Below are 26,631 nucleotides of genomic sequence, written 5' to 3'. Positions count from 1 at the left end.
ACCGATTGGCCTTAGCAGTTCTATCCGCGCCCCCAGTCGCGCTCAAGATAAACACGAATAAAAGGAGCTAGAAGAATATTTTTCTAATCTCTGCAAAATAATGGGACAATTCTCTACACATTTCTGAAATAAAAGTTCCTTTTTATGTGTAAAGTTACTATCATATTCGTCGTCTATACAGATATAGCCTTGGCTTATTTAAGAAGAGCTGGGTTCCACTTTAGGAAACGAACGTGAACTTCTAGCAAAAGGTGAAACGCGATGACATCTCAAGACTATCGTGTCCAAGACAACCGTTACCGTCCAGACGATTTTGCCGATGATCCGCGCCGTGATCGCTACGACGAGGCGCGCCGCTATCAAAGCGGCCGCAGGGAATTGCCGGGCCAGGCCGCTTATGGCCGCGGCCGTGACTTTGGCCTGCGCGAATTTCCCCGCGAGGGCGAGAGCATAGACCGGCGTTACGGAGAATCGTCCGGCCGCGCCCGTTTCGAGGAGGATTATTACGGCGGCGAAGGCGGCTTCGCCGGCCGCGATTACAATGACCGCGGCCGCGAACCGCGCGACGGCGGCGTTGCCGATTGGGAAGCTTTTGGCTGGCGCTCCGTCAATCCGTATCAACAAGGAGGCGGGTACCGCGCCGCCGAATATGCTTATGGAGCAAGCCGGGATCCGCGCTTTGCTGGGGACGCAGAGCACCGCGATGCGTATGCGCAGGGCGATCAGGGCGCCAGGCTGCGCTGGTTGGCGGAGCGTGCCGAAGGGCCGTCCTGGGCAGGTGGTGGCCACATCCGTGATGAATACGCGCGTTATTACGGCCTCGGGCCAAAAAATTACAAGCGTTCGGACGAGCGCATTCGCGAGGACGTCTCCGACCATCTGAGCGACGATCCCTATGTCGACGCTTCGGAGATCGAGGTGAATGTCCACAATTCGGAAGTTACGCTGAGCGGTGCCGTCGAAAACCGTATCCAGCGCCGCCGCGCGGAACTTGCCGCCGAACAAGTCTCCGGCGTCAGCCATATTCAGAACAATCTGCGTGTCAAACCCGCGAATGCGGGCGGCCGTCATGCCGATCAGGCTTCGGGATCTGCCGATGCGGGCAACGCGCCGAAAGTCGCGGCTCAGGCGAGATAACGCGCGTGGTTGCGCGTGCCTAGAGAAAGTTTTCGTCCCGCTCTGGGCGCGCACCCCACCGCCAATTGCACAATCCGTCCCGCTTAGTCCACCTTCTCCCAGTGGCCGCGAATGCGGCTGCTGGGTTTTTCCGGTGGCGCAACTATTGGAAGCGTCGCTGCATTAGTGTGCGGTATTTGTTAACAATGTCTTGTGCGTCACCTTCGGTATGAGCGCTCAACGCGCGGAATGAAGCGGGCGCTGCGCGTCATACCAAACCCTAGCGCGTGATCTTAGATATCCCGATCACCTTGCCACTGGCGTCCAAGGCCTTCACCTGAAAATACGGTCCTGAATTTGTCACCGAGATCGCAGTTTCAAATCCAGATTTAGCCACAGTTTTCGTGAGCGAGAATTGCTTGAGGCCGCTGCCGCTAAACAGCTGCCAGGTGGTAGTTTCTGTCGAACCATTCCATGAGGCATAGACCGTAGCTACACCATTGTTTGATTCTACAGCAATGCTTGGCGGATAATAAGGAGTTCCAACCCACTTTTCGCGATAGGCGCGATATGTATAATTGCTGCCCGGCATTTGGGCGTCATAAAGCGTGCTGCCTCCTGCTGCATATTCGCTATAATAGGCGGATTGCCCCCATCCAATGAATACATTGCCATTGGCCAAGCTCTGTGTGTTTCCCTGTGACGAAATATTTAGGTTAGGATCATGATAATACTCTCTTAACAGACTAGCCGTCTTGGCGGCTAAGTTTAATTGCAGGAACAGCCCATGCGATGGTGGCGTCCCAGCTGGGACTGAACCAGAGGTTTCGCAGCAATTATCGTCAAACATGCTTATTACATTAGGTGGCAGAAAACGCGCATCATGCTGCCATGAGAATTCTGCCCCGCTTTCTATCGTGAAGTCGCTTTGCTTGCCGCCGAGCCGCCAGACAATCATTCCGCTTGGCTTGTTTATTTTATAAATTGTTGAAGTATTACGCCCAGATACCACAATATCTTTGGCGTCGTCCGTAAGCCCTATAGAATTTAAATGATAAGCATCCCATGTGTTGTTGCTGAAACTTGCGCTTGATGCCGGCTCGTAGGACTCAGCAAGCGGAATGTGATTCAACGCGTCCCAGAAAAATAACAAATTATTCGTTTTCAAATCAATTTCTTGGATTGCAAAATCTTGGACATATCCATGTTGCGGACCTCCATACGGAGTCAGATCCATAGATACAGTCCGGGTAGAAAGAAGCAACGCGGTATTACTTGGAGTAAGCAGGAATTCATGGATATCGGCAGTAAAACCATTTTGAGCAGCGACCGTTTTTATGACTCGATAGGTGTTGTCAACAATATAATAACAAGAACCTGGCTCGGATGACCCGGCTGGCACATTGGTGTACGTTGGCGGTGTAGCAAGAGTGCCTTGCCAAAAACTTAGTACTGGTTTACCGCCCAATTGCTGCATCCGGAAATCCGTATTCATCAAATTAGGGCTGTTTAACGGGAGAAACCAAACAGGATTGCCCGTATTATCCAAAATTAATGATCCTGGCTGTCCGTAAGTAGCGTCGTCGGAAAAAGCATATGGGGCAAGAAATATTAACCCTGAAGATGTGCGAGCATCATATGTATTGATAGCAACTTTCATCGGGTGCAGCTGTGGCTCACTCACAAAGCTCCAGACCTGTGAAGATTTTATAATTGGGTTTGGAGTCTTATGGCCAGTGTTTGATGGATATGGCACTGTCCCGCAATTCTGACTATCAAGCGAACTAGCTATACTGCTACTAGTAATAATTGCCATGAATGGAAGCAATAAAAGTAAGTATAAAAGTCCTTTATAAAACATTTGTTTTACCTAAAAAATTAGATTTAGTCGCGCTGGATACCGATCCGCAAAGGCTTTATGCTTCAGCTGCACCCTTCCCTGCAAAGAGCCAGGCTTTTTGTCCCTGTCTTAGCCAGAGTCCCGCGCTTGATCGCCACATTGCCGCTGGCCAGACCGACAAAAGTGAGTGTTATGATAATTGAGCGTAGTTCAATATCATCGCTTACCGCAACATGGCCGACCTGAGGGAGGTTGTCAAAAGGCATCGGCGGTGCGGTGATCAATCGTGCGCTCGAAGCGCTCTCCGAGGGCCGATGAAGCCAATGTGCGGCGGCACCTGTACAATGGACCGCGAGCGCCCCATTTATGAGACACGACTGCAAGCTTCGAAATGTTAGGCGCCCATCGTATCGTCTTGTCGGGCTACGCGCCGCGCCGCCTCGCGCAAACGCTCGATCGCTTCGGCATAAGACACCGGATGCATCGCCGTAAACCCATGAAAGCTTCGCAGCGGCAACAATTGGTCATCCTGACCCTCGCCAGAATGCAACCACAACGCCTCGAAGTTGAGCGCCGGGATGCGTAAGAGCCGCAGCTCAAATCGTTTCTCTCCAGCCGGGATTTGCGCAACGGCGTCCAGCGCTCGCGTGAAGAGATCAAGATAGGGATTGGCCCCGGACATCTGGCTTACCCGATCCTCGATGATATCATAGTAGACGCGCGGCCTCTCTCCCTCAAGCTCCAGCACGCGCAAACCCGTCTGCTGCGGGTGTCCCTCGCCAGTGAGATCGCGTAAGCTCAAGCTAAAAACCGGATGCGCCAAGCCCAGGGAGCGTCCATCCGTCGAGAGCAAAGCTTCCTCACCTAAGCTCGCGGAAAGCACCGGCCGTTCGCCCCAGATTTTCCGCGCGATCTCTTCGTCAACTAAGTTGGGGTTAATGAACATGTCGCCGATATAGCTCTGTGTTAGATAAGCATGCGTCCAGCTGCCGGTGGTTTGGTAATGATTGCTGAAATCCGCGACCTTGAGGTGTGATTTTCCATAAATCGGATCATCGATATCAAAATACTCCTGGGCCAGCACCTTCGTATAGCCATAAATCACCACGAAGTGGCCACCCCCGCCAGACCAGCCAATTCGTGCCCCGACCGGACGCCCCGCATCGATTTCGGCGCGCACCTCATTGAAGGGGATCGGCCCGGAAATGCTGACAAAATTTTGAGTCCGCGTGAGCGCCCTATCGAGAAACCACGGAACATTGCAATCATCAGGCGCCGGTATCTCACAGCAAGTTTGCAGGTTCAGCTCGGCACACGCGACGCGGCACTGCGTCCATCGGCTTCTGTACCAATAATAATGCGAGACGCTGGTGGAGGTTGCCGCCCAGCACCAATTCGATTCCGTCTGCGGCTGCATATGGAAAGCCAGCCGCCGGATACGGAAAAGCCAACCGGCAATTTGAATGTCGCGGTGAAGGGAGGAAAATGGCTGCGTCGTAGCGTGGATGAGATCGGCGGCATCCATGTGCGTTTCCCCATTACCAGTTGCTATTTTTTCGCGAGTCTATTGGTTTTCCCGCTCTGCGCAACCAACGGATGTTCGATGTCACCCGATTTTCCAGTTGGATTCGGAATTTTCATCAATATGGCATAAATGTTGCTTGCTTTAAGTATCCTCGTTCCCGTTCCGGGCAACGCAATTTGTCAAACGGCAGTTCTCATGTCTGATAAGGTGGTTAACATACGCGGCGGCTTTGCATTTCCGTCCTCCCAACCCAATCCAACCTTGATCGAGGAACTCGAGCGTCTGCTCGAAGCCGCCAGAGCCGGAGAGATCGTCGGCATGGCGGGAACATATGTGCACAGAGACAAGACTGTTTCCTATTCCTATGCAGGCGCGATCGCGAGCTATGGGATGCTTGGCGGTCTCGATTGCGTCAAAGAGCGGCTCTTGCGGATCGCGCTCTCGAAGGAATGACGGCGCCCTGGATCGGGGATCCCGTTCTTGCCACCCAGTCAGCCGATGGCCACAGCTTTCGCGGCGCCCAGCGTCGCGTCATTCATCTCGAAGCGGCGCACGATGAGACGGACGAGATAAAGCCCGAATTCCGGATTTTGAAAATATAACTGCTCGAATTGTTCATACGTAATGACGAGCAGCCGAACATCGCTCGAACATGTCGCGGAAGCGGTGCGGCGGCCCGAGGCCGTGAACAGCGCCATCTCGCCAAAGATAGTGCCCGGTTCGAGTACGGCCGCACTCTCGGCAATGACGATTCTTCCCTCAACAAGCAGGAACGCTTCGCTCGCCTCATCTCCCTTCGAAAAGACCGAGCTTCCTACCTTCAACGCACGCGGGTGCATAAAAGGCTTCAGCCATTCAATCTTCAAATCAGCCGCACTCGCTTCGCGGACGCTCTCGACGAGACGGCGCATTTCCCGCAAACGAATGGCGTTGAGCGGAAGGTTCACCGCGTGCTCGACGAACGTCGAAAAACTACCCGAGCCGATGCCGGCGGCGACACCAAACAGGTTGTTGAGAATGGCCGTGGCCCGGAGCGGGATCATCCGCTTCACATAGGCAGAGCCGATCGCTGTCAGCGCTTCCGCCCAAGCGAGAATTTCAATGCCATCCCGTACATAATCGCGAAAGGATCCATAGATATGCGGGAAAAGAGATTTCAAACTATCAGCAATATGGAGCACACCGTCGAACATTTTGTCCCCCGCCGCGATTCGGATGCGACAGCTTAACAAACATTTCATCGGTGACGGAGGGATTGAAGCATGGGCTTGCGGTGTCTTTGCCCTGGCGGGCGGAGAGGCGCCCATCAGAGCGGCGTTGGATCATGGCGCAAGCGCCCCGGTGCAGTCTGCGTTGCATGATTCATTTCAAAGCGTCGCACAATAAGTCGAACGAGATAGAGACCGAATTCCGGATTTTGAAAATACAGCTGCTCAAACTGCTCATAGGTGATGACAAGCAGCCGGACATCACTGGCGCATACCGCGGATGCGGTTCGCTGCCCAGCGGCCGTGAACAGCGCCATTTCGCCGAAAATGGCACCAGGCTCAAGTTGCGCGGAAATCTCGGGCACGACGACGCGGCCTTCGACGAGCAAAAAAGCCTCGTTCGCCTCGTCGCCTTTCGAAAACACCCGGTTCCCGGCCTTGAGTACACGCGGATGCATAAAGGGCTTCAACCACTCGATATTCAACTCGGTTGAACTCGCCCCGCGCACGCTCGCGACAAGGCGGCGCATCTCCCGCAATCGCGTGGCGTTAAGCGGAAGATTCACCGCATGTTCGATAAAGGTGGCGAGGCTACCAGCACTGATGCCGGCAACGACACCAAACACATTCCATGGCCATGGTCCGCAGCGGGATCATCCGCTTCATATAGGCTGCGCCAATGGCCGTCAGCGCCTTGGCCCAAGCGAAGATCGCGGCAGCGTAGAAAAAATCGCTTTGGAGAGAGCCATGCAACCGGAGGAAATAAGGGTAAAAAGCCTCCGTCAAATGGCGCATGTGATCGAACATCTGCTCCCCCGCCACGATTTAAATCATGACAATTTAGCACCTTTGTCATGACAGAGGGGTGAAGGCTTGGCCTCAGGGATGCGATTTTTCAGTGCCGTGCTGGTCTAGCTGGCACAGCGGGGACGCATCAAAGGAGCGTCCCGGAAAAGCCAAATAGCTCGTCCGGGACAGGATCGATCGATGCATGTGAGCAAAGCGAGCGGGTCTTATTCCCCGGCTTCCTGCTCTTCGAGTTTTTCCTTGGCTTCGAGGTCTTCCCCCGTTTGCTGATCGACGATGCGCATCGACAGACGCACCTTGCCGCGCTCATCAAAGCCGAGCAGCTTCACTTTGACCTTGTCGCCTTCCTTGACGACATCGGAGGTTTTCGCGACGCGTCCCTTGGCAAGCTGGGAGATGTGGACGAGACCGTCCTTGGCGCCAAAGAAATTCACGAAGGCGCCGAAATCGACAACCTTGACGACCGTGCCATCGTAGATTTGGCCAACTTCCGGATCATTGGCGATGGACTTGATCCAGTTGATCGCGGCGCGGATCGAATTGCCATCCGAGGATGCCACCTTCACCGTGCCGTCATCCTCGATGTTGATCTTGGCGCCGGTTTTCTCGACGATCTCACGAATGACCTTGCCGCCGGTCCCGATCACTTCGCGTATTTTGTCGGTCGGGATTTTCAAGGTTTCGATACGCGGCGCGAATTCGCCAAGTTCCGCCCGCGCCCCGGTGAGCGCCTTGCTCATCTCGCCCAAAATATGGAGGCGGCCGGCCTTCGCCTGATCCAAGGCCACCCGCATGATTTCCTCATTGATGCCGGTGATCTTGATGTCCATCTGCAGCGAGGTGATACCTTCGTCGGTCCCCGCCACCTTGAAATCCATATCGCCCAGATGATCCTCGTCGCCGAGAATATCGGAGAGGACGGCAAAGCGCTCGCCCTCCAATATGAGACCCATCGCGATTCCAGCTGTCGGCCGCTTCAAGGGCACGCCCGCATCCATCAGGGCAAGCGACGAGCCGCAGACCGTTGCCATGGATGATGAGCCGTTCGATTCCGTGATCTCGGAGACGATCCGCACCGTATAGGGAAATTCCGCCGCGGCCGGCAGCATCGGACGAATGGCGCGCCAAGCCAGCTTGCCATGCCCAATTTCACGCCGCCCTGGCGAACCCATGCGTCCAGTTTCACCGACCGAATAGGGAGGAAAATTATAATGAAGAAGGAAGCGCTCCTTATAAGTCCCTTCGAGACTGTCGACGAATTGTTCGTCCTCGCCGGTGCCAAGTGTCGCGACGACCAGTGCCTGCGTCTCGCCCCTTGTGAACAGTGCCGAGCCATGCGTGCGCGGCAGAACGCCAACTTCGGCGACAATCGGACGAACCGTCTTGACATCGCGTCCGTCGATTCGGATGCCGGTGTCGAGAATGTTCCAGCGGACAACTTTCGCTTGCAGATCATGGAAGACCTCGGCCACAAGCTCCTTCGAAAACTTCGGCTCGCCGCCAGCGGGCAAAAGGGCCGCGAAAACTTTCCCCTTCACCGCGTCGACCGCATTGTAGCGATCCTGTTTCGCGGTGATTTTATAGGCGGCGCGCAAATCAGCCTCGGCGATCTCCCGCACTGCGATCTCGACGTCGCTTTTGTCGACGGTATTCAAATCGCGGGGCTGTTTGGCGGCTTTTTCGGCGAGCCGGATGATCGCGTCGATCACCGGCTGGAACCCGGCATGACCGGCCATGACGGCCTGGAGCATCACGGCTTCCGAGAGTTCCTTGGCTTCCGATTCGACCATCAGCACGGCATCGCCCGTCCCGGCGACCACGAGGTCGAGGGAGGATTGCTTCAGCTCCTCGATGGTGGGATTGAGCTTTATTGCACCATTGATATGACCCACGCGCGCCGCCCCAACCGGGCCCATGAAGGGAATGCCGGAAAGCGTCAGCGCCGCCGAAGCCGCGACCAGTGCCAAAATATCGGGATCGTTCTCCAGATCATGCGAGAGCACCGTCGCGACGATTTGCGTGTCATTGCGATAGCCGTCGGGGAACAACGGGCGGATCGGGCGGTCAATCAAGCGGGAGACAAGCGTCTCCTTTTCCGACGGCCTGCCCTCGCGTTTGAAGTAGCCGCCCGGAATCCGCCCCGCCGCGAAAGCCTTTTCTTGATAATTGACTGTCAGGGGGAAAAAATCGATCCCCGGCTTTGGCTCCTTGAGCGAGACAACCGTGGCGAGAACCGTGGTTTCGCCATAGGTCGCGATGACGGCGCCATCGGCCTGGCGGGCGACCTTGCCGGTTTCGAGAACGAGCTTGCGCCCGGCCCAATCAATTTCCTCACGATGGATTTCAAACATACTTGCGTCTTTCTGGGTAAGGCGAAGCCCAAGGCCAGAGCAAGACGGCGAGCCGCTGGGAACAGCGGCTGGCGATCCTGCCACGGGCGTTGGCCTTCACCACGATTCGGCGCGGCAGCCCCATGCCGCCGCTGTCCGGAAAATACAAGCCGTCACCGGCTTTGTCTCATTTTATCTCGCGCCGAGTGCATTGTAAAAAAGTCTATTGAGATATTAAATGAGAAATATCTCATAACTATTTGTTTTTTTGTAGATTATTCAGGCCACATGATGTGGCATGCAAGCTGGCGCAGGAGCGCGACCCCCTGCAGACAGCCCTTTTTAGCGCGGCGCGCAAATGCGCGGATACGAGTCTAGCGGCGGATGCCAAGCCGCTCGATCAGCGATTTATACCGGGGTTCGTCTCTCGCCTTCACATAGTCGAGCAGCTGACGGCGCAGCGACACGAGCTTGAGCAGCCCCCGGCGCGAGTGATTGTCTTTCACATGCGTCTTGAAATGCTCGGTCAGATTGGCGATCCGCTCCGTCAAGATCGCAACCTGGACCTCGGGAGAGCCTGTATCGCCCAGCTTGAGCGCGTAGTCTTTCACAAGCGCCTGTTTGCGCTCGGCGGTAATCGACATCGGATGGACCTCTTTTTGATCGGGAAAGTTGGTACAGGTATCGCTCTGGAGTCCGCAGGCCCGGCCAGGATGTCGTCCAGCCGGGTTTGTGCGGATTCCCTCAAAGATGCGCCTTATACACGAAATCCCTCGCGTGCAAAGAGGCAAAGACAGCTCCATCGGCTTTTGATCCGTTCCAGGAGCTTGAAACTGAGAGCCTGCGCTATGTGCGCGGGCGCACAGGCAGCCGTCCGCTTTTTTGGTTAATTTAGAGTTAATGAAATTCGACTGCAGGTTCTATTTCTCGAACTGGATGGACGAAACCGTAAGCAAATTCACACCCGGCGACGGCTAGAGGACCGCTCGCCCATCCAGCTAGAGAGCGTTCGGGGGCACGCTCATGGCAGACGACAGCAAACCGGGAACAAATTTGGCGAGCAGCGGCATTGTCGTCGCGGCGCTTGTGGCAACGGGGGCCTATTTTTTCCAGCGGGAAGCGCCGCTTCTGGATTCCCGGCCGCCAAGGACAAACGCCAGCATCGAACAGCTCGCCCGCGCGCAGAATCAGACAATCGATGCGCGCCTATGGCAGGATCCCCTTTCCGCGGTGGCCAAGGCCATCGACAAATCAGAGCTGCGTAAACTCGAGACGCAATGCAAGCAACATCCGGACAGCGACAGCCGCTGCAAGCCGCCCTTTGTAAAACACGCGGAAATGGTGGCTGAACGCTTGACCCTTCTGGCGAAGGGACGGCAGCACGAAGAGCAGTCCGAAGCGCTTGTTCTCGGCGTCATGGTCTTAGGAGCTCCCTATCCGGAGGATGATGAGCAACGGCGGCGGACGCGCTATTCCGTGTTGGCCGGCCTCGAACGGGCTGGGTTCGTGCCGAAGGATGCACGCCACATCGGCTATTTTCTTTGGCCGCGCACCAATGAAGACGCTCCTGTTGTTCCCTATGAGTGGTTCCAACCGCGCGGCTTTGCCGATCCAACGCAAGATATCCTCGTGATGTGGTTGAACGAAGCAGACCTGCAGGGCCAACCCCTCGCAAGGCTTTCCTCGCTTATTCGCAAAATTCGCGGCTATCGCGGAGAAATTTGCGTTCCGGTAGACGGGAAAAATTTTAGAATCGTTGGACCTTTCTCGTCGGATCTTCTGCACGATATGGTCAACGAAGCTCAGGCCTCTGAATCGCCATGCCCTGAATACGAGGCTCATTGGCCTCAACTGAAGGAAGCTCAATTTTACGCTTACGGCGCGAGCGCACCCGATCTCGCATTGCAATCGGGCAATTCAGGCATAGCTGTTCGGGAGATTGGGCAATATTTCGACAAGTACGATCTTAAGTTTCAGAGAATGGTTGCCTCCGACGACACACTCGCGGGCGGCATCGTGAAAGAGTTGGGAAGCCGTCTTGATGCTGGCCGCAGTCATTTCAGTCCGGGTCAAGAAGAACATATCGCACTCGTCTCCGAATGGGATACATTTTATGGGCAGACCCTCCCGCAAGCGGTAGAGAGCGAATTTAAAACAACAAGGGGCCTTCGTTCCAATCAGATCCATGAATTTACCTATTTGCGCGGGCTTGATGGCTTGCTGCCGCAGCCCGAGGAGACCGGGAAGCAAAAGCAAGACAAATCGGCAAATCCAGCAGAAGCTCCGGCGGGCGCGGCTGATTTCTTCAAACTCGAAACCGATAACAAGACTTTGGAGCGGCCGATTGGAGAAAGCCAATTCGACTACCTCCGGCGGATCAGCGAGCAACTCCACAAAGTTGATGATAAGCTCCGGAGGCAGCAGCAGCCTGGAAAATTAAAAGCAATCGGCGTCCTTGGCAGCGACGTGTTCGACAAACTGTTGATCTTACGTGCGCTGCGGCCGGAGTTTCCCGAAGCGCTCTTTTTCACGACGGATTTCGACGAAGATTACACGATAAAAAGTGAACTTCCCTACACGCGCAATCTCATCATTTCGTCAAGCTTCGGTCCTAGCCTCAGTGAAAACTTTCAAGCCCGTATTCCGCTTTTCCGCGACACTTACCAGACCTCGACATTCCTTTCGACGCTGTCGGCGATTGGCGACCCGGCGGCCAACTGGAAAACATCGGAAATTCTCGCGGATTCGATTGCTGAGCAACTCAAGGCGCCCCGGATTTTTGAAATCAAACGAAATGGGGATGTCCTGTCTTTTGCTTGGAACGTCCCGCCAGATGCGCTGAGGCCACCACAACGGCACAAATCGAATGGCGCAGAGATCGTTAGCGCAATCGTCGTCAACGCCGCACGTTCAGGCGCGGTTGCGAGCAGCAAGGAATGCTGGAGGGACGATGATCCAGCCAAATGCGGATATATCCAGCCCGTGGATGTGGAGGAGCAGCAGAAACTGGAAGATAGCAATGCACCGAAAATCATGGATACGCTTTATCCAACGTTCGAGGAGAGGAGCAGTCTAAGATTGGCATTGGGTTTGGCCCTGGGCGCGGTCTTGACTTTCTCCTTGCTCGCTTTTCGTAATATCCGGAAACACGTGGTCTTCGAGATGGTGCTCGCTTCCCTCGGCCTCGGCGTCGCCGCCTTGGCGTGTTATAATTGGGAATGCGTCGCGCAATATTTAACAGAACAAGGCAATGGCGAGCCGATTGCGTTGCTCGACGGCGTCAGCCTCTGGCCTACTGTTCTGCTGCGCGTTTTTGGGATCCTCCTTGCCGTGTGTTTTATCCGCCGCGTGATGTGCGGCCTCAATGAGAACCTAATGGAGGTCGCCGAGGAGTTGAAACTGGAACCAGAACCCGTGTCCTTGTGTAAACAGATTACGGGTATATGGCTGGACATTATTTCCGGCTGGAAGAAACTCGCACGCCTATTTCACCCATCTCACCGGAACAATCTGGCGGCTCCGTCGTCCATCGACGCTGAAGCTGCCTGGAAAGTGTATGTCGGTCATGAGCGTTTCTGGCCGCGCTGTCTGCGAGCCCTACTTTACACTGCCGGCATGTTTGCGATTGGCATGTTGGTTCTTGCTCCAATTTTTGGCATGCCCGTGAATCCCGCGCGCGGTATGCATGCTTCCTACTGGTACTTTGGGACGACAATGGGCTACGTCTTGCTCATGCAGTTTCTGACATTCTTCATCTTCGACGCGACGCTGTTCTGTCTGCTCTTTGTCAACGATCTGCGCCGCGCCCAGACCTTATGGCCTGCCGCGACAACGGAGATCTACGATGGGCGCCTGCGGATGCAAACGAAACTCGTCCATGATTGGATCGACCTCGATTTCGTGGTGAAGCGGACGACATGCATTGGCTCGCTGATTTATTTTCCTTTCGTGCTGATCGCCTTGCTGATTGTCACCCGCAGTACGGTCTTCGCCAATTACGCCCCGAGCCTGACGATCCTTCTCATGCAAGGGCTCAGTCTTGCTGTCGTTTTCGCCTGCGCCATCATGCTGTGCTGGGCGGCGAAGAACGTGCGGGACACGACCCGCAAAAATCTGACGGATGGGATCATTCGCGCCAAAGATTCAAGGGGAGACAGCCGTTTCGCCTCGCAGCTGGAAAGCTTGCTGAGCCGCGTCGATCTCCTCAAGGATGGCGCCTTTGGTTCTTTCACGCAGCAACCGCTCGTCAGGGCGGTTCTCTTGCCCTTGGGCAGTTTCGGCTGGACGGCACTTGTCGAGAAAGGCATGTTCCCTGGCCTTTAAACCGTGGCCCTGGTCCGCCGGTCAAGCAGCGCGGCCATCATTCGGCTTATGAAGGAACCGATCGCTGTGGCGGCGCATTACCTGCCCGCATGGCCGCGAATGAGCAAGTGTTTCTCATGAATCAACGCAAGATGCGGCGCAGTTGGACGGCTGCGGCAACTTTCGCGATCGGCGCCTTACCGCTTACCTCCTCACTTGCGCAAGAGCAGCCCGGCGGCTGCGGGGGCGAAGCCAGCGGCTTCACCCTGCCACGCGGTTTCTGCGCCACCGTCTTCGCCGACAATCTCGGCCATGCCCGCCAACTTGCCGTTGCGCCCAACGGCACCGTCTACGTCAACACCTGGAGCGGTATCTATTATCACAACGATAAACCGCCGCCCGGCGGCTTTCTGGTCGCGCTCAAGGACACCAAGGGCGACGGGCATGCCGATGTGATCGCCCGCTTCGGCGAGAACGTCGCGGCGGGCGGCCACGGCGGCACCGGCATCGGCCTCTACAACGGCGGGCTCTTCGCCGAGATCAACGACCGCATCGTCCGCTATCCCTTGGCTGAAGATGAGCTCATACCCAAGGGCAAGCCCGAAACCATCGTCTCCGGCCTGCCGCTCACCGGCGATCATCCCATGCATCCCTTCGCCATCGATGAGGCGGGCGGTCTTTTCGTCGATTTTGGTTCCGCGACAAACGCTTGCCAGGCAAAGAACCGGATGCCGCGGGCGCCGGGATCGCAACCGTGCGAGGAGCTCAAAACGCGCGGCGGCATCTGGCGCTACGATGCCAACATGACGGGACAGGTTTTCTCGCCAAAAGAGCGTTTCGTGACCGGGTTGCGCAATGGCGAGGGGATTTCCTTCGACTCCGCAGGCCGCATCTATGCCACCCAGCACGGCCGCGATCAGCTTTTTGAGGATTGGCCGCAGCTTTACACGCCGGAACAGGGTCAAAATCTTCCCGCCGAAGAGCTGGTGCAACTTGAACGCGGCGCCGATTTCGGCTGGCCCGAGTGCTACTTCGACGATGCCCAGCAAAAGCTCGTGCTTGCTCCCGAATATGGCGGCGATGGTGGCCGCAAAATCGGGATTTGCGGACAAAAGCGGCCGCCCGTTGCAGCCTTCCCCGCCCATTGGGCGCCCAACGATATGAAAATCTACACCAAGGCCCAATTTCCGGCTCCCTATCGCGGCGGCGCCTTCATCGCCTTCCACGGATCCTGGAACCGCGCGCCAGGGCCGCAGGGCGGCTACAATGTCGTGTTCCAACCGCTATCCGATGGAAAAGCCTCCGGCCCCTTTGTGGTCTTCGCCGACGGTTTTGCGGGCGCCGTCAAGGACCCCAGCCGCGCGGCGTTCCGGCCGACAGGCCTCGCCATCGGGCCGGACGGTGCCCTTTATGTGTCGGACGATATACGTGGGCGCATCTGGCGCATCACTTACAATGGCAGCGCGGGCGTGACAGAGATCGAGTCCGCCCCTTCGCCCGCCTCCCAACCGCAAAATTCAGCAGAGTCGCTGCCGCCGGAAGGTATCCATCCTGAGGCTGGCAATGTCGTCGCGCCCTTCACCGTACCGCTGGGCGCGACAAAGGAGGACGTCGCCCTCGGCGATCGTATTTTCCACGGTGAAATCGGCGGCGCCACCTGCGCCGGATGCCACGGTTTGGACGCCAAGGGCACGCCAGTCGGGCCGGATCTGACGACCGGCACCTGGCTCTGGGGCGATGGCAGCCTGCCAGCGATCGCCCAGACAATCAGGAACGGCGTCCCGGAACCGAAAACCTTTTCCGGTGCCATGCCGCCGATGGGAGGTGTCGAACTTTCCCAGGACGAGATAAACGCGCTCGCCGCCTATGTCTGGGCGGTGGGGCATCAAGTCGGCGTAGAAAAGTAAGGATGAACGAGGCGTGAGCTATAAATTGCTCTTCGCCCCGAGGATTACTTCGCGCAGCCCCTCGGCTTTTTTAATGTAGAATTGCGACTCGGCCCTGCGATATTCTTCCAAGGCACCATTGACAGCTTCAAGCGCAGCGTCGAGCTGGCAAGTCTGGCAGACATCGTGGAAATGCGCGAGGTAAACCGAGGCTAGGTTTTCCTGCGTTTGCGCCCACAAAAATGGCACTCGCACACGTGTATTTTCTTCCAAGGCTTCCCGATAGGCGGCGATGGCTTCCACCAGGCGCGTCATGCAACTCTCGCGCACACCAAGCATCGCAAGTGCGAGGCCGAGATTATTCTTGGCCACGGCCCAAAGGAGCGGCGTCTGCTCACGGATCAATATCTGTAGCGCCTCATGATATGAAGAAACGGCCTCTTGGAAGCGCGCGATGCCAGGCTCCTGCCTGCCAAGTGCTGCAAGGGCAATTCCAAGATTTATCTTGATCTTGCACCACGCAAGCGGCACGCGTTCACGAGTATTTTCCTCCAAAGCTTCTCGAAAGGCAGCGATGGCCTGTTCCAGCCAGGCCGTATCGCCTTCCCATTCGCCTAGCCTCGCGAGCGTATTGCCAAGATTCATCATTGTCGTGGCCCACTCGAGTGGCCGCTCTATGCGGACATTCACCAGCAAGGCGTCGTGGAAGGCGGCGATCGCCTCCTTGAGCCGCGCCCTCCCACTCTCTCCCGCCCCCTGAGCATGAAGTGCTGTGCCGAGGGCATGAAATGCAGTGCCGAGGTCCATCTTTGTCTCGGCCCAGTCGATTGGCATTTGCTCGCGGGTACACACTTCCAAGGCTTGATGATAGACGAAGATGGCTTCCGCGGCGAACTGCGTCGTCCCTCTTTCCCTTTCGCCAAGAGCTAAGAGCGCACCGCCGAGATGGTTCTGGGTTATGGCCCATTGACGGGGATTACTATCACGATTTATAATTTGTAAGGCTTCTCGATAGCTGATAACCGCCTTTTCCAGCCGTATCGTTCCACTTTCTCGCTCACCAAGACACGCGAGCGCAGTTCCCAAGAAAATGAGAGCGATTCCACGTCGATCTGCATTGTCCGCCGATTCCAACATCCGCGTCGCCATCACGATTGCGACCTCAAGCGAAAGATTAATGCCTTTCTCCTCGCCCTCGGCATAAAAGGCGATCCAACGCTTCCTGTATGTTTGTGACCAAGCCGGATTTCCCCCTGTCCTATTCATGGCCGCGATCGCCTCTATCCGCCGCGCCACGGCGGCTGGATCGCGGCGAAGTAGGTCCTGCTCGACGCCTGCTTCTAGAAGAGTTTCCCGCGATCTCCGGAGGGCGTCCGCCTGCTGGTCGAGTACGGCAATGCCGTCGTCCACGGTTTTGGCGCCAGCGTCGAAATCGCCCTTCTTGGTCGTTTCTGCAAGCCGTTTCAATATGTCTTCGACAAAAGTCTCCTGATTTGACCCGCGCTCACCCTTGGCAATAACGTCGAGAGCTGTGGCAACTGCATTCTCCAACTCTTTAACCGCTTGCTCAAAGCCGATAACTTCGGGCCTGATACACCGCGCCAGATGGAAAATTGTCTCCCTCTCGAGACCAGCTTGAACGGCCTTCGCAGAATCCCCGCGCTGATCGAGAGCCGCGACAACTTTCGCAACGATTTCGTCGGCCGAATTGCCCAAAGTTACATTGAGGTCGCCGCCGATATTTGCGCCATCCGCAAAGTTCACCCCGATCAGAGCAGCGGCCGGGGAAGTGCCCGCTACCGGTCCGTTTTTCCCGGCGACGGCCCGACGTTGATTGGCCCTGCCCTGAATTCGCCGAGTGTAATCACTTCATCAATGTGGACGCCGGTTCCCTCGGTGACATTGATCGCGTCGAGCTGCACCGAGAGGGCATTAAGCTTCCCAATATCGAGACCGATGGGGCCGTCATGGCGGCTTTTCAAAGCCGCCACTAAAACGGCGGCGAGCGTTTTAACCATCGCTCGCTCGTTGATAGGCTGGCCGTCAACAGCTTCCGCGATGAGCGCCCGACGGTTTACCGAGGCGGGCGCCTTTTCAAGCGCTTCGACATCGCCTCCCACCCAATGTGCTACCTTTTCCTTGAGCGCCCTGTAGGCGTCCTTGGCCGCTTCGCTGACGACTCCCTTAATCGTTTCGTCAGCAGCTATAGAGAGCGACGTGGCGACTAACGTTCCAATTGTCGCGGGATCAGTCACAGTCTTGCTCCTAAATGAGACTCTGTGCAGTTCATATTACGAAACGTCGTCTGATAACAGCGTAAAACTGTTTCTGATAATATCCCAATCCGCCTTTCATCTCACGATAGAAAGTGTTGGGGAAAGGATTGGCCCCGTAAAGAACGCGAGATTTCCTCTCGCTCGGGCGCCAAAGTTTCTCATCCTCAAAGGACGGAGGCTACCACCATTCGATGAATGGCGGCCCCACCGGAATACTAATCGGACATGCGCAAAAGCCAATCGTACAAGTCCGAAGAGAAGCCGCCGTCCTGTGCCCTGTAAGATTTTATCCAGCAATCGTACCAAAGTGTTTCACGTGAAACGTTTTGGTACGATTGATCATTTCTGGCCGGGGCTCTCACGCACCCGATAGAGCCAGTCGTAACGCGCGAGCATGGTCTCGCCGCCGAGCGCCCGCATCGCGGCATCGCGCAAAAAAGCGGCGGGGCCGCCAAGATGGTAGATCACGGCCTGTCGGCGCGATTCTTTTTGCACGCGCGTGACGCGGGGCAGACGGATCTCTTGATAGGCGCGAAAGCTCGCTTCGACGTCCTGGCCCCGCGCCAAAACCTCGGCCAAAACGCCCGCATCCTCGATGGCTTGCGCGGCGCCCTGGGCGAGAAATGGCAGCATCGGATGCGCCGCGTCGCCAAGCAGCGCGACGCGGCCGGAGACCAAGCGCGCCGCCGGAGCGCGATCGGCAAGCGGCCATTTGCGCCATTCTGGAGCGGCACTCAGCAAATCCCTCGCGCTTTTGTCCCACCGCGAAAAACGCGCTTCAAGAAATTTTGACGCGCCGTGGCTCGACCAAAAATTGTCGGTATCTGGCTGGAAATCCTCGTCGACGATTGCGACCACATTGATGATTGTGCCTTGCCGCAAAGGGTAATGGACGAGATGCGCCTTGCGCCCGAGCCAAAGCGTTGTTTCCTCGCTGCGCATCGCGGCCGGAACGCGGTCGGCCTCGACGACAGCGCGCCACGCCGTCCGCCCGGAAAAGTTTAAGTCATCGGGACTAAGCTTCTGCCGGACGAAAGATCGCAGCCCGTCGGCGCCGATCAGGCAATCGCCTGTTGCCTCCAGCCGGCTGGCGCCTCGCGAAATCGCGACCGCGACGCCGTCACTGCCGTAAGCAAAGCCCGTGACGGCAGCATCCGTTTGCAGGCTGATGCGGCCTTCATGTGCCACCGCGTCCAGGAGCGCGCGCTGCAGATCGGCGCGATGCACGACGAGATAGGGAGCCCCCCAGCGCGCTTCCGCATCGTTGAGCGGCATCAGAGCGAGGGTGGCGCCGTCCCGCGCGCGGCGTATTCTTATGGCTTGCGGCGCGAGCGCGAAAGGCGTCAGCCGTTCCAGGACGCCGAGCTTGCGCAACACCGCGCAGGCGTTGGGCGAAAGCTGCAGTCCCGCCCCACTCTCTTCGAGAATTTTGGCTTTTTCGTAAAGGCTGACTCGCCAGCCGGCGCGCGCGAGGCACAGGGCCGAACAAAGCCCGCCGATGCCAGCCCCGGCGATCACCGCATGCGGCGGACTCATTTGGGGGATGGCGGCGGCTTAGCCCCGCGCCAGCTCATCCCCGGCGTGGCCGCCCGGATCGAACACACAATCGGGCGGCACGCAGCCCCCATGCAGCGTCGCGTCATAGGCGTAATGCGTCGAGCAATAGGGGCAGATCGCGTCATTGTCCTCCCCCATGTCGATGAAAATATGCGGATGGTCGAAAGGCGGCAGCGCGCCGACGCACATGAATTCCTTGGCGCCGACCCGCACTTGTGGAACGCCTGGCTGATTGTGGAAATGCGGCGTGGTATGCGTGGCCATTGTCTCATCCTGGATCGAACTGAACGCGCCGCACCATAAGCGAATGGCGGGAGATTGGATAGTCCTTCCGCCTCAGGCAAAAACCCCACGCCATTTGGACGAACTGCGTCAATACGCCATCGGCGTCCCAGCCCATGTTTTGATCCAGATCAAGCCGCGATGCGGTTGCCGTCATAGTTTCGAAATACCCTTGTAGTGTCCAGTATATATCACGTTCATATCTTGAGATTCACGAGCTCTCTTCGTGTGAAAACGTGCTGGTCATCATGAGGATCAACAAAATTAGGGAGAGTTATGATGGCAACAGTTCTTCCAGCCGCCCAGGGAACGATTGATACACTTGAAGGCACCGGACCTAGCCTTGTCATTCTTGTGGCAATGATCATTATTTTCGGTGCGGCGGCGTTTTTTACTGGCCGCCTCTATGGCCGTGCCGGAATGATTGCGGTTGTCGCGGGCTTTTTCGTTGTTCTCACCGGGCTCTACACACTCGGCGGCATACACTTCGGCTAATCCATAAGGAGACCGGCGTGGCGCGTCTGGTGCGCCACGCCATCTGCGAAACCGCTCTCCGGCGTATCTGCTTCTTCCTCCCCCATCACGGGTTTTCAGTTTTCACAGTCCTAGAAAAATGAAAGAACCGGGGAGCATGGCGCGTGCAACCGCGCCAAGACCGTCCGGAGGGTAGCTGGGTGACGAATGGAACGCCGGATTGGCTTGCCTCCGGCATGCGGCATATTTGGCTGCCCTACACACAGATGAAGGCGGCACATGATCCGCTTGCCGTGGCGAGTACGCAGGGAAGCCGGATTGTTCTCACCGATGGCCGCGAGCTGATCGACGGGATCGCGAGCTGGTGGACCGCCTGTCACGGCTATAATCATCCCCATATTTGCGCCGCGGTCGCCGGGCAGCTCGCACAAATGCCTCATATCATGTTCGGCGGTTTGGTGCATGAGGGAGCGCTCACCCTGGCGCGGCGTCTCACTGCACTGCTCCCGGAGGGGCTAGACCGGGTCTTTTTCTCCGACAGCGGTTCGGTCGCGGTTGAGGTCGCCATGAAGATGGCGGTGCAATTCTGGCTCAATCAGGGTTTGGGAGAGCGAAGCCGCTTTGTGGCATTCCGAGGCGGCTATCATGGCGATACATTTGCAGCCATGTCGGTCTGCGATCCCGAGGAAGGGATGCACGGGCTTTTTGCGAAAGTCTTGCCGCAACAGTTCATCGCGGATCTGCCCTTTGGCGCGGATCAAGCGCAGGCCTTCGATGCGCTGCTCGAACGCCACGCGGAGAATATTGCCGGCATCATCGTCGAGCCCTTGGTGCAAGGCGCGGGCGGCATGCTGTTTCATGATGCGCAAGTGCTCCAGCATTTGCGGGCGGCGGCGGACCGGCATGGCCTGCTGTTGATTTTCGATGAGGTGTTTACCGGCTTTGGCCGCACCGGAACGATGTTCGCCTGTGAGGCGGCGGGAGTCACCCCAGACATCATCACTTTATCAAAGGCGCTCACCGGCGGCACGATGGGATTCGGGGCGACCATCGCCACCAACACGGTGTTCGAGGCGTTTTTGTCGGACGAGCCCGCTCATGCGCTGATGCATGGCCCGACCTTCATGGCCAATCCGCTCGCCTGCGCCGCCGCCAATGCTTCGCTCGATCTTTTTGAAACCGAGCCGCGCCTTGCGCAGGTCGCGGCCATTGAATCTGTACTCGCACGAGAGCTCGAACCGGCCCGCGCATGTCCGCATGTGCGCGATGTGCGGGTGAAGGGCGCGATCGGCGTCGTGGAACTCGACCGCATCGACGATCTCGGCGGGCTAAAACGCCGCTTTGTCGAGGCAGGGGTTTTTGTGCGGCCGTTCCGCAATATCGTTTATCTGACGCCTGCTTTTACCATCGACGAGGACGATCTCCATCGCCTCACCAGCGCCGTCGTCTCGGTGCTGGAAGAATGGACCCGGCTTTAAAACCCTTTTCAAGATCCCTTCGGAAAAAGGCTCTTAGCGTGCGCGCCCGCCTTGTGCCAATATGGTCCTAAGGGGAGACAAATGTCCGAAGAAGAAACCGCAGCCGCTGACCGAAGCGAAAAATTCGTCGAACAGGCGCACGATCTCGAAGCGGCGCGCGGCAGCGTCGGCGAGGCCGCCTCTGTCACCACGGGGCTGTGGTTGAGTTATCTCTTCGTCTTGGTTTACATCGCGATCGCGGCCGGCGCGGTGACGCATAAAGATCTTTTCCTGGAAAATCCGGTCAAGCTGCCCTTCGTGAGTGACGTGCCCTTGCCGCTCGTCGCCTTTTTTGTCCTGGCGCCGATCGTTTTCATCGTGTCGCATGCCTATACGCTGGTGCATTTTGTGATGCTGGCCGCGAAGGTTGGCATCTACAACAAGGAGCTGCACACGCAGCTTGGTGATGCGGAGCAAACAAAGGAATATTTGCGGTGGCAATTGCCGAGCAATATTTTTGTCCAGATCCTCGCGGGACCGGCGCATCTGCGGTTGGGGACGCTGGGGTTTCTTTCCAAGAGAATCGCCTGGATATCTCTCGTCATTGGCCCGATTTTTCTTTTGCTGCTGATCCAAGTGCAATTTTTGCCGTTTCATTCCGAGGCCATCACCTGGCTGCATCGGGGTTTCATTGCCCTTGACGTGGTTCTTCTGTGGACGCTGTGGCCCTCCGTGGTGGACGGCGGACGCGAATTTGATCGGCCGGCCCGATGGCGTCAGACATGGCTCGTCCTCGGGGGGTGTGCCGCGATTGGCCTTTCCTTGACGGCGGCGACCTTTCCCGGCGAAAGTATGGAGGAATGGGCTGGCAAACGGCAGACGATTCCTCCCTTCATAGCGGCGCTGCTCGTTCAGAAAGATGAGGATGTGCCACCAAAGACCCGGGATCGTGTGGAATGGACTTCTGTCCATGATTTGTTGTTCAATGGCTCATACGACCGAAAGAAGCAAAGCCGTACGAGTCTGTTTTCCAATACACTCGTTCTTCCTGGTTTTAACGCGCTTGTCGCCGCGAAGATCGACGAGTCTAGGCTGGGTCCGTTCGAATATTCGTTCACAAGGAAGGACGGGCATTTCGAAGGCGCGATTTTCGAGGGCGCCGATTTGCGTAAGATCAATCTCGAGAACGCACATTTGCAAGGCGCCTCGCTCCTGCAAGCGAAGCTGCAAGGTGCGCAATTTTATAATGCAAACCTGAATGGTGCGACGCTCAGCCAGGCGAAACTTCAGGGCGCCTCACTCGACAGCGCCCAACTTGAAGGCGCCGATCTCACGGGTGCGGCGCTTCAAGGAGCATGGGCGCTCAATGCCGATCTCAAAAGCGCATCGCTTAAAGCTGCGCAGCTCCAGGGTGCGGGACTGAATGGCGTGCAGCTGCAGGGCGCGGAACTCGAAGGCGCGCAACTTCAAGGATCGAAACTCGAGGGTGCATTTCTCTGGCGCGCCGGACTCAACATCAAATCGGCGGATGCGATCTCGGCAAAGGGAATGACGTGGTCACCATCCTGGAAGCTCACCCCTCAGGCGAAGGAGACCACCCCCTGGACCAGCGAGGCGTTTCAGAAATTGAAGAGCACGATCGAAAGAGAAGTCGCCGCCGGAGACAGCCGCGATGACATGCTAAGCCGCGTGGACATTCTTGATCCGGCAGGAGTGTTCCAGCATGGCGCCGAAGTTCCGGATTGGCGCAAAAATTTTGAAGCCGCTGCATCGCTCGATCCAGCCGGCTATAAACAGGCACTCTTTAAAGAGCTAAAGGCACTTGCCTGCTCCGGCGACGCCGACGCACCTTACGTCTTACGGGGTCTCATGACCTACGGCCGTATCCAGGATACGGGTGCCGAGGCTCCCCGTCTGGTCGAAGCGATCCTCAGCGCAGACTGCCCAGCCTCCGCGGCCCTCAATGAAGCTGACAAAGCCGCATTGAAACAATTGGCCAAGGAAACACGCCTCGATGACCGTAAATAGGCATCCCTCAGGCGCGGCTCGCAAGGCTGGCGCAAGCGTGGGAATGTTCTATAAATGTCCCGGACTTCGTTTGCGTTTCACCGTGCCATGCCGCTACTCAAATCCCCCGCGCTTCAAGATGGCCGCCAGTCCGAGACGGCGCTTTTGATTGCGCGCGGCACCCGGCGGATGTTTCGGAAGCTCGATTTTTCGACCGTCGCCGAACTGCCCCTGCTCTCGGGACGGCGGGCGGACATTGTCGCGCTGGCACCGGACGGCACGATTCTGATCGTCGAGATCAAATCCTCCATCGCGGATTTCCGGGGCGACTGCAAATGGCAACATTATCGCGCCCATTGTGACCGGTTGTTCTTCGCAATTCCCGAGACCGTGCCGAGCGAAATCATGCCTCAGGACACTGGGCTTATCTTGGCCGATGCCTATGGCGCGGAAATTTTACGCGAAGCCCCAGAGCATCGAATGGCCTCTGCGACACGCCGGGCTATGCTGATGCGTTTTGCCCATGCGGCGGCGAATCGCCTGCACCGTCTGAGCGACCCTGAGATCATCTCGCGCGGCGGATGATATGTCTAATCTATTACATTAAGTTAATTCAATAAAATACGTATTATCATTGAGTTATAATACATTTAATGTATTACATTTAAGAAATTGATTTAAGATTTTTGCAGATCGGGCAGCCTGGCGATCAGCTTTTCGAAAAGCGGGTTTTTGGCCGAAAATACATAATCTTGCGCGGCGACGCAGACATGGGTGGCGCCTTGCGCGATTAGCCAATCGGCCAATGGTGCGGCTTTGTCCTTCGGGCAATTCAGGGTCAAGCGGCCGTCGCTTCCGTGAAACCGTATCCGGGCGGCGAACCCTGCCTTGGCTTGCGCGATCACCGGCTCCGTGACGTCCGAAAGCACGGCCGAGACTTCTCGCGTGGTGCGTGCCTCCTCCTCCGCCGCGATCCTCGAAAGAATGACTCGCGCCAGTTCGCGTTGCGCAAAACTCCAATCGGCGCGCAGCGAAGCGGTAAGGTTGGCCTGCGAGCGCAAAATCGTGCCATCGTCGAGAATTTTCAGGGAGTTGGCGGCGAGTGTGGCACCCGTCGTTGTAATATCGACGATAAGCTCGGCCTGGCCTGCCGCCGGAGCGCCTTCCGTCGCGCCAAGGCTCTCCACGATGCGGTAATCGCTGACATGCCGCTCAGCAAAAAAGCGGCGAGTGAGATTCACATATTTGGTGGCAACCCGCATCCGCTCGCCGCGGCGTGCCCGGAATGCCGCCGCGACATCCTCCAGATCCGCCATGGTTTTGACGTCGATCCAGGCGCGCGGCACGGCGACCACCACATGCGCCTGGCCAAAACCAAGCGGCGCCAGAAGTTCGACTTTCGATTCGGCGTCCGCTAGGGTTTCGCGGATGAGATCCTCGCCGGTCACCCCCAGATGCGCATGGCCGGACGCCAGTTGCGCGACGATATCGGCGGCCGAGAGAAAGGCGATCTCGACATTCTCCAGACCGGCCAGCCGCCCACGGTAATCGCGGGCGCCGCGCCCTTGCGCGATATCGAGCCCGGCGCGCGCGAAAAACGCCGCGGCGTTTTCCTGCAGCCGCCCTTTCGAGGGAACAGCAAGGACGAGAGGCAAACTCATGGCTGCCCCCCGCTCTCGCCCAAACGGTCGATCCAGATCGCCGCGCCGATCGCCGGAATCTGGGTCTTTGCGCCAAGCGCGTGGGGGAGCCCATCGTAGCGGCCGCCGCCGACCGCGGGCAACTCCGCGGCGCCGGGCGCAAAAGCCTCGAAAACGAAGCCGGTGTAATAGTCGAGATTGCGGGTGAAACGGGCGCTGAATTGGAGTTTTGCGGGATCGCGCCCCTGCCCCGCGATCAAGCCGAGCCTGGTATCGAAACTGTCGAGGACGGCGGACAGATCGAGCTTTGCGCGGGCAGCGAGCGCGCGGAGCTTTATGGATGCGTTGCGAGGGTCGCCCTCGACACTCAAAAATTCTTCGATGACCGCGCGCTTCTCCTGGGAGAATCCGGAACCTGCCTTGAGCGCCGCTTGCTCCAGGAAGCGATCGGCGATCTCAGCGGGGGTGCGGCCGCCCGCCGGGGCGATGCCGGCGATGGACAAAAGATCCTCGACGAGCGCACGGGCACCCTGCTTGTCGGCGCCTTCGAGCACGCCGAGGACTCCGGAATGATCGGTGCCGTTCACCCCCAAGCTCAAAATCTCGTCGAGGGTTTTGCCCTGAGAATGGCCGCGTGCGATACGGCGGCGCCATTGGGGCGGCAAGTCGAGGGCTTCGAGCAGCTTTGAGAACAGCCCGGCATCGCCAATCCGGACAGTCAGGCTCGACGGGAGCATGGACTTTGGCGTCGCGGCGGCGGCCGCATCAAGGGCAAGGGCAAGAATTTCCGCGTCCGCCGCTTCGATGTCGGGGCGGCCGAAATTCTCAACGCCTGCTTGCGTCGATTCGCTTGTCTCACCGGGGCGAAAGCGGAACACCGGCCCGCAATAGCAAAAGGCGGCGCGTTGCCCGGCGGAGGGGCTGGCGAGATAGGCGGCCAAGACCGGAATCGTATATTCGGGGCGCAGGCAATAGTCGGCGCCGGAGAGATCGCTGGTGAGGTAAAGCTGGGCGCGCAAATCCTCGCCGGAATCGAAAAAAATCGAGGCCGGTTGCAGGATGGGCGGCTCAACACGCGGGTATCCCGCCCCGGTGAGATGGGCGATGACCGCTTCCGCGCGGGGATCGACAAAAGACAAAATTCGCCTCGAAAACTCCGGTAAGGGGGCTTCTCATAGCAAGGGCGAGCCTGCGGCGCGACAGGTTTTGCCGAAAGGCCCGGAAAGTTTGTCCGATTCCGGGGCGAAATCGTACCAAAACGTTTCACGTGAAACGTTTTGGTACGATTGGGGCGGGAAACCTTACAAGGCCTCTTACGCGTGGCGGCTTACGTCGCGTGGAATGGTGCGGAAATCGAGTCTTTTTGGCCTTTAGCTTATGGATCAGAGAGGGTTGGCAAGATTTGAGCAAGTTTCGCAAGTCATTATACAGCGGCTGCACACCGCGATCGAGGGGATGCTGTGCAGATCGAGTCGCACGTGCGGCTTGCGAATGACGAAGACAAAAATTCCTAAAAGAGGATCTATGCGCGCGCTGCGACGCGAGCAGGAGATTGAGAAGTTATCGCGGGACTAACCGGTTCATTGCCAGCACCCGCGTGCAGACACGGGCAAATACTTAAAGCCTGCGGCGACTGAAGCATAGAAACGATGCCAGCCGTCCAAAACTCGATATTTGAACGGAGGTTTCGATATTTCCGGGAGGGGTGGCAAGATGAGGACCGCAACGGGCTCGATTTCGTCGTCGGCTACGATACCCTTTAGGATGCGGATTAGGCGCTCGCGACCCAAGCCGTGAAAGTCCAACGGACACGTAAGAGATCGAAAGGGAGGCTCGATATCGCATAGCCGGATCAGAGTTGCGCCAGCGGTTGCGCGATAAGCCTGATTTGTTGGCATGAAGCCCTCCATCCCGGCCTCAGTCC

At 57.4% G+C, this 26,631-nt stretch carries 21 protein-coding genes; 9 read left to right on the top strand and 12 right to left on the bottom strand.

The annotated features are described in order from the left end of the window. The first annotated feature begins 261 nt into the window (after nt 1–261). Complete coding sequence (locus QEV83_RS00550; protein WP_280129377.1) at nt 262–1,137, top strand: BON domain-containing protein; 876 nt, start codon at nt 262–264, stop codon at nt 1,135–1,137. A gap of 259 nt (nt 1,138–1,396) precedes the next feature. On the opposite strand, the gene QEV83_RS00545 is transcribed toward QEV83_RS00550, so the two are convergent. Further along, nucleotides 1,397–2,800 carry an arylsulfotransferase family protein gene (locus tag QEV83_RS00545; RefSeq protein WP_280129376.1) on the bottom strand — a complete coding sequence of 468 codons (1,404 nt, stop codon included), beginning with the start codon at nt 2,798–2,800 and terminating at the stop codon, nt 1,397–1,399. A 134-nt stretch (nt 2,801–2,934) separates the two neighbouring features. On the opposite strand from QEV83_RS00545, the gene QEV83_RS00540 reads away from it, so the two are divergent. Further along, the gene (locus QEV83_RS00540) at nt 2,935–3,159 is read left to right on the top strand and encodes a hypothetical protein (RefSeq protein ID WP_280129375.1); all 225 of its coding nucleotides are present in this window, start codon (nt 2,935–2,937) and stop codon (nt 3,157–3,159) included. Between the two features lie 191 nt (nt 3,160–3,350). Here QEV83_RS00540 and QEV83_RS00535 read toward each other — a convergent pair whose 3' ends face one another. Beyond that, nucleotides 3,351–4,481 (bottom strand): papain-like cysteine protease family protein, encoded by a 1,131-nt coding sequence (locus tag QEV83_RS00535; protein ID WP_280129374.1) that lies wholly within the window; start codon nt 4,479–4,481, stop codon nt 3,351–3,353. A 195-nt stretch (nt 4,482–4,676) separates the two neighbouring features. Between QEV83_RS00535 and QEV83_RS00530 the strand changes: the two genes are divergently transcribed. Continuing rightward, nucleotides 4,677–4,934 carry a hypothetical protein gene (locus tag QEV83_RS00530; protein ID WP_280129373.1) on the top strand — a complete coding sequence of 86 codons (258 nt, stop codon included), beginning with the start codon at nt 4,677–4,679 and terminating at the stop codon, nt 4,932–4,934. A gap of 38 nt (nt 4,935–4,972) precedes the next feature. Here QEV83_RS00530 and QEV83_RS00525 read toward each other — a convergent pair whose 3' ends face one another. The 4 genes from QEV83_RS00525 to rpsO form a co-directional block, all read right to left on the bottom strand. Next, nucleotides 4,973–5,674, bottom strand: a complete 702-nt coding sequence (locus QEV83_RS00525; protein WP_280129372.1) for a cyclic nucleotide-binding domain-containing protein — start codon at nt 5,672–5,674, stop codon at nt 4,973–4,975. Between the two features lie 113 nt (nt 5,675–5,787). Continuing rightward, nucleotides 5,788–6,315, bottom strand: coding sequence for a cyclic nucleotide-binding domain-containing protein (locus QEV83_RS00520; protein ID WP_280129371.1), 528 nt, complete (start codon nt 6,313–6,315; stop codon nt 5,788–5,790). 387 nt (nt 6,316–6,702) lie between these two features. Beyond that, complete coding sequence (gene pnp / locus QEV83_RS00515; RefSeq protein ID WP_280129370.1) at nt 6,703–8,847, bottom strand: polyribonucleotide nucleotidyltransferase; 2,145 nt, start codon at nt 8,845–8,847, stop codon at nt 6,703–6,705. A 353-nt stretch (nt 8,848–9,200) separates the two neighbouring features. Continuing rightward, on the bottom strand, nt 9,201–9,470 hold the full coding sequence (rpsO, locus tag QEV83_RS00510) for a 30S ribosomal protein S15 (RefSeq protein WP_280129369.1): 270 nt from the start codon (nt 9,468–9,470) through the stop codon (nt 9,201–9,203). A 379-nt stretch (nt 9,471–9,849) separates the two neighbouring features. Between rpsO and QEV83_RS00505 the strand changes: the two genes are divergently transcribed. Both QEV83_RS00505 and QEV83_RS00500 read left to right on the top strand, forming a co-directional pair. After that, a complete protein-coding gene (locus QEV83_RS00505; RefSeq protein ID WP_280129368.1) occupies nt 9,850–13,149 on the top strand; it encodes a hypothetical protein in 3,300 nt (1,099 codons plus the stop codon). A gap of 116 nt (nt 13,150–13,265) precedes the next feature. Then, entirely contained in the window at nt 13,266–15,035 is a 1,770-nt protein-coding gene (locus QEV83_RS00500; RefSeq protein ID WP_280129367.1) for a c-type cytochrome, read from the top strand. Between the two features lie 18 nt (nt 15,036–15,053). Here QEV83_RS00500 and QEV83_RS00495 read toward each other — a convergent pair whose 3' ends face one another. The 4 genes from QEV83_RS00495 to QEV83_RS00480 all read right to left on the bottom strand — a co-directional run bounded on the left by QEV83_RS00495 (nt 15,054) and on the right by QEV83_RS00480 (nt 19,111). Further along, nucleotides 15,054–16,778, bottom strand: coding sequence for a tetratricopeptide repeat protein (locus QEV83_RS00495; RefSeq protein WP_280129366.1), 1,725 nt, complete (start codon nt 16,776–16,778; stop codon nt 15,054–15,056). A gap of 32 nt (nt 16,779–16,810) precedes the next feature. Then, nucleotides 16,811–17,269 (bottom strand): hypothetical protein, encoded by a 459-nt coding sequence (locus QEV83_RS00490; RefSeq protein WP_280129365.1) that lies wholly within the window; start codon nt 17,267–17,269, stop codon nt 16,811–16,813. Between the two features lie 360 nt (nt 17,270–17,629). Beyond that, nucleotides 17,630–18,826 (bottom strand): FAD-dependent monooxygenase, encoded by a 1,197-nt coding sequence (locus tag QEV83_RS00485; protein ID WP_280129364.1) that lies wholly within the window; start codon nt 18,824–18,826, stop codon nt 17,630–17,632. A gap of 18 nt (nt 18,827–18,844) precedes the next feature. Further along, complete coding sequence (locus QEV83_RS00480) at nt 18,845–19,111, bottom strand: zinc-finger domain-containing protein (RefSeq protein ID WP_280129363.1); 267 nt, start codon at nt 19,109–19,111, stop codon at nt 18,845–18,847. Nucleotides 19,112–19,405: 294 nt separating this feature from the next. Here QEV83_RS00480 and QEV83_RS00475 point away from each other — a divergent pair, with 294 nt between their 5' ends. From QEV83_RS00475 to QEV83_RS00460, 4 genes are all read left to right on the top strand, one after another. Further along, on the top strand, nt 19,406–19,624 hold the full coding sequence (locus tag QEV83_RS00475) for a hypothetical protein (RefSeq protein ID WP_280129362.1): 219 nt from the start codon (nt 19,406–19,408) through the stop codon (nt 19,622–19,624). 215 nt (nt 19,625–19,839) lie between these two features. Next, nucleotides 19,840–21,081, top strand: coding sequence for an adenosylmethionine--8-amino-7-oxononanoate transaminase (locus QEV83_RS00470; protein ID WP_280131161.1), 1,242 nt, complete (start codon nt 19,840–19,842; stop codon nt 21,079–21,081). 81 nt (nt 21,082–21,162) lie between these two features. After that, the gene (locus tag QEV83_RS00465; RefSeq protein WP_280129361.1) at nt 21,163–23,088 is read left to right on the top strand and encodes a pentapeptide repeat-containing protein; all 1,926 of its coding nucleotides are present in this window, start codon (nt 21,163–21,165) and stop codon (nt 23,086–23,088) included. 87 nt (nt 23,089–23,175) lie between these two features. Beyond that, on the top strand, nt 23,176–23,652 hold the full coding sequence (locus QEV83_RS00460) for an MmcB family DNA repair protein (RefSeq protein ID WP_280131160.1): 477 nt from the start codon (nt 23,176–23,178) through the stop codon (nt 23,650–23,652). Nucleotides 23,653–23,744: 92 nt separating this feature from the next. Here QEV83_RS00460 and hisG read toward each other — a convergent pair whose 3' ends face one another. Then, on the bottom strand, nt 23,745–24,728 hold the full coding sequence (hisG, locus tag QEV83_RS00455; RefSeq protein WP_280129360.1) for an ATP phosphoribosyltransferase: 984 nt from the start codon (nt 24,726–24,728) through the stop codon (nt 23,745–23,747). Next, nucleotides 24,725–25,846, bottom strand: coding sequence for an ATP phosphoribosyltransferase regulatory subunit (locus QEV83_RS00450; RefSeq protein WP_280129359.1), 1,122 nt, complete (start codon nt 25,844–25,846; stop codon nt 24,725–24,727). Before QEV83_RS00450 ends, hisG begins: the two co-directional genes overlap by 4 nt. Nucleotides 25,847–26,631 lie beyond the last annotated feature (785 nt).

This window comes from Methylocapsa sp. D3K7, from assembly GCF_029855125.1.
Lineage (GTDB): Bacteria > Pseudomonadota > Alphaproteobacteria > Rhizobiales > Beijerinckiaceae > Methylocapsa.
This window is presented reverse-complemented; position numbering and strand designations above follow the sequence as displayed.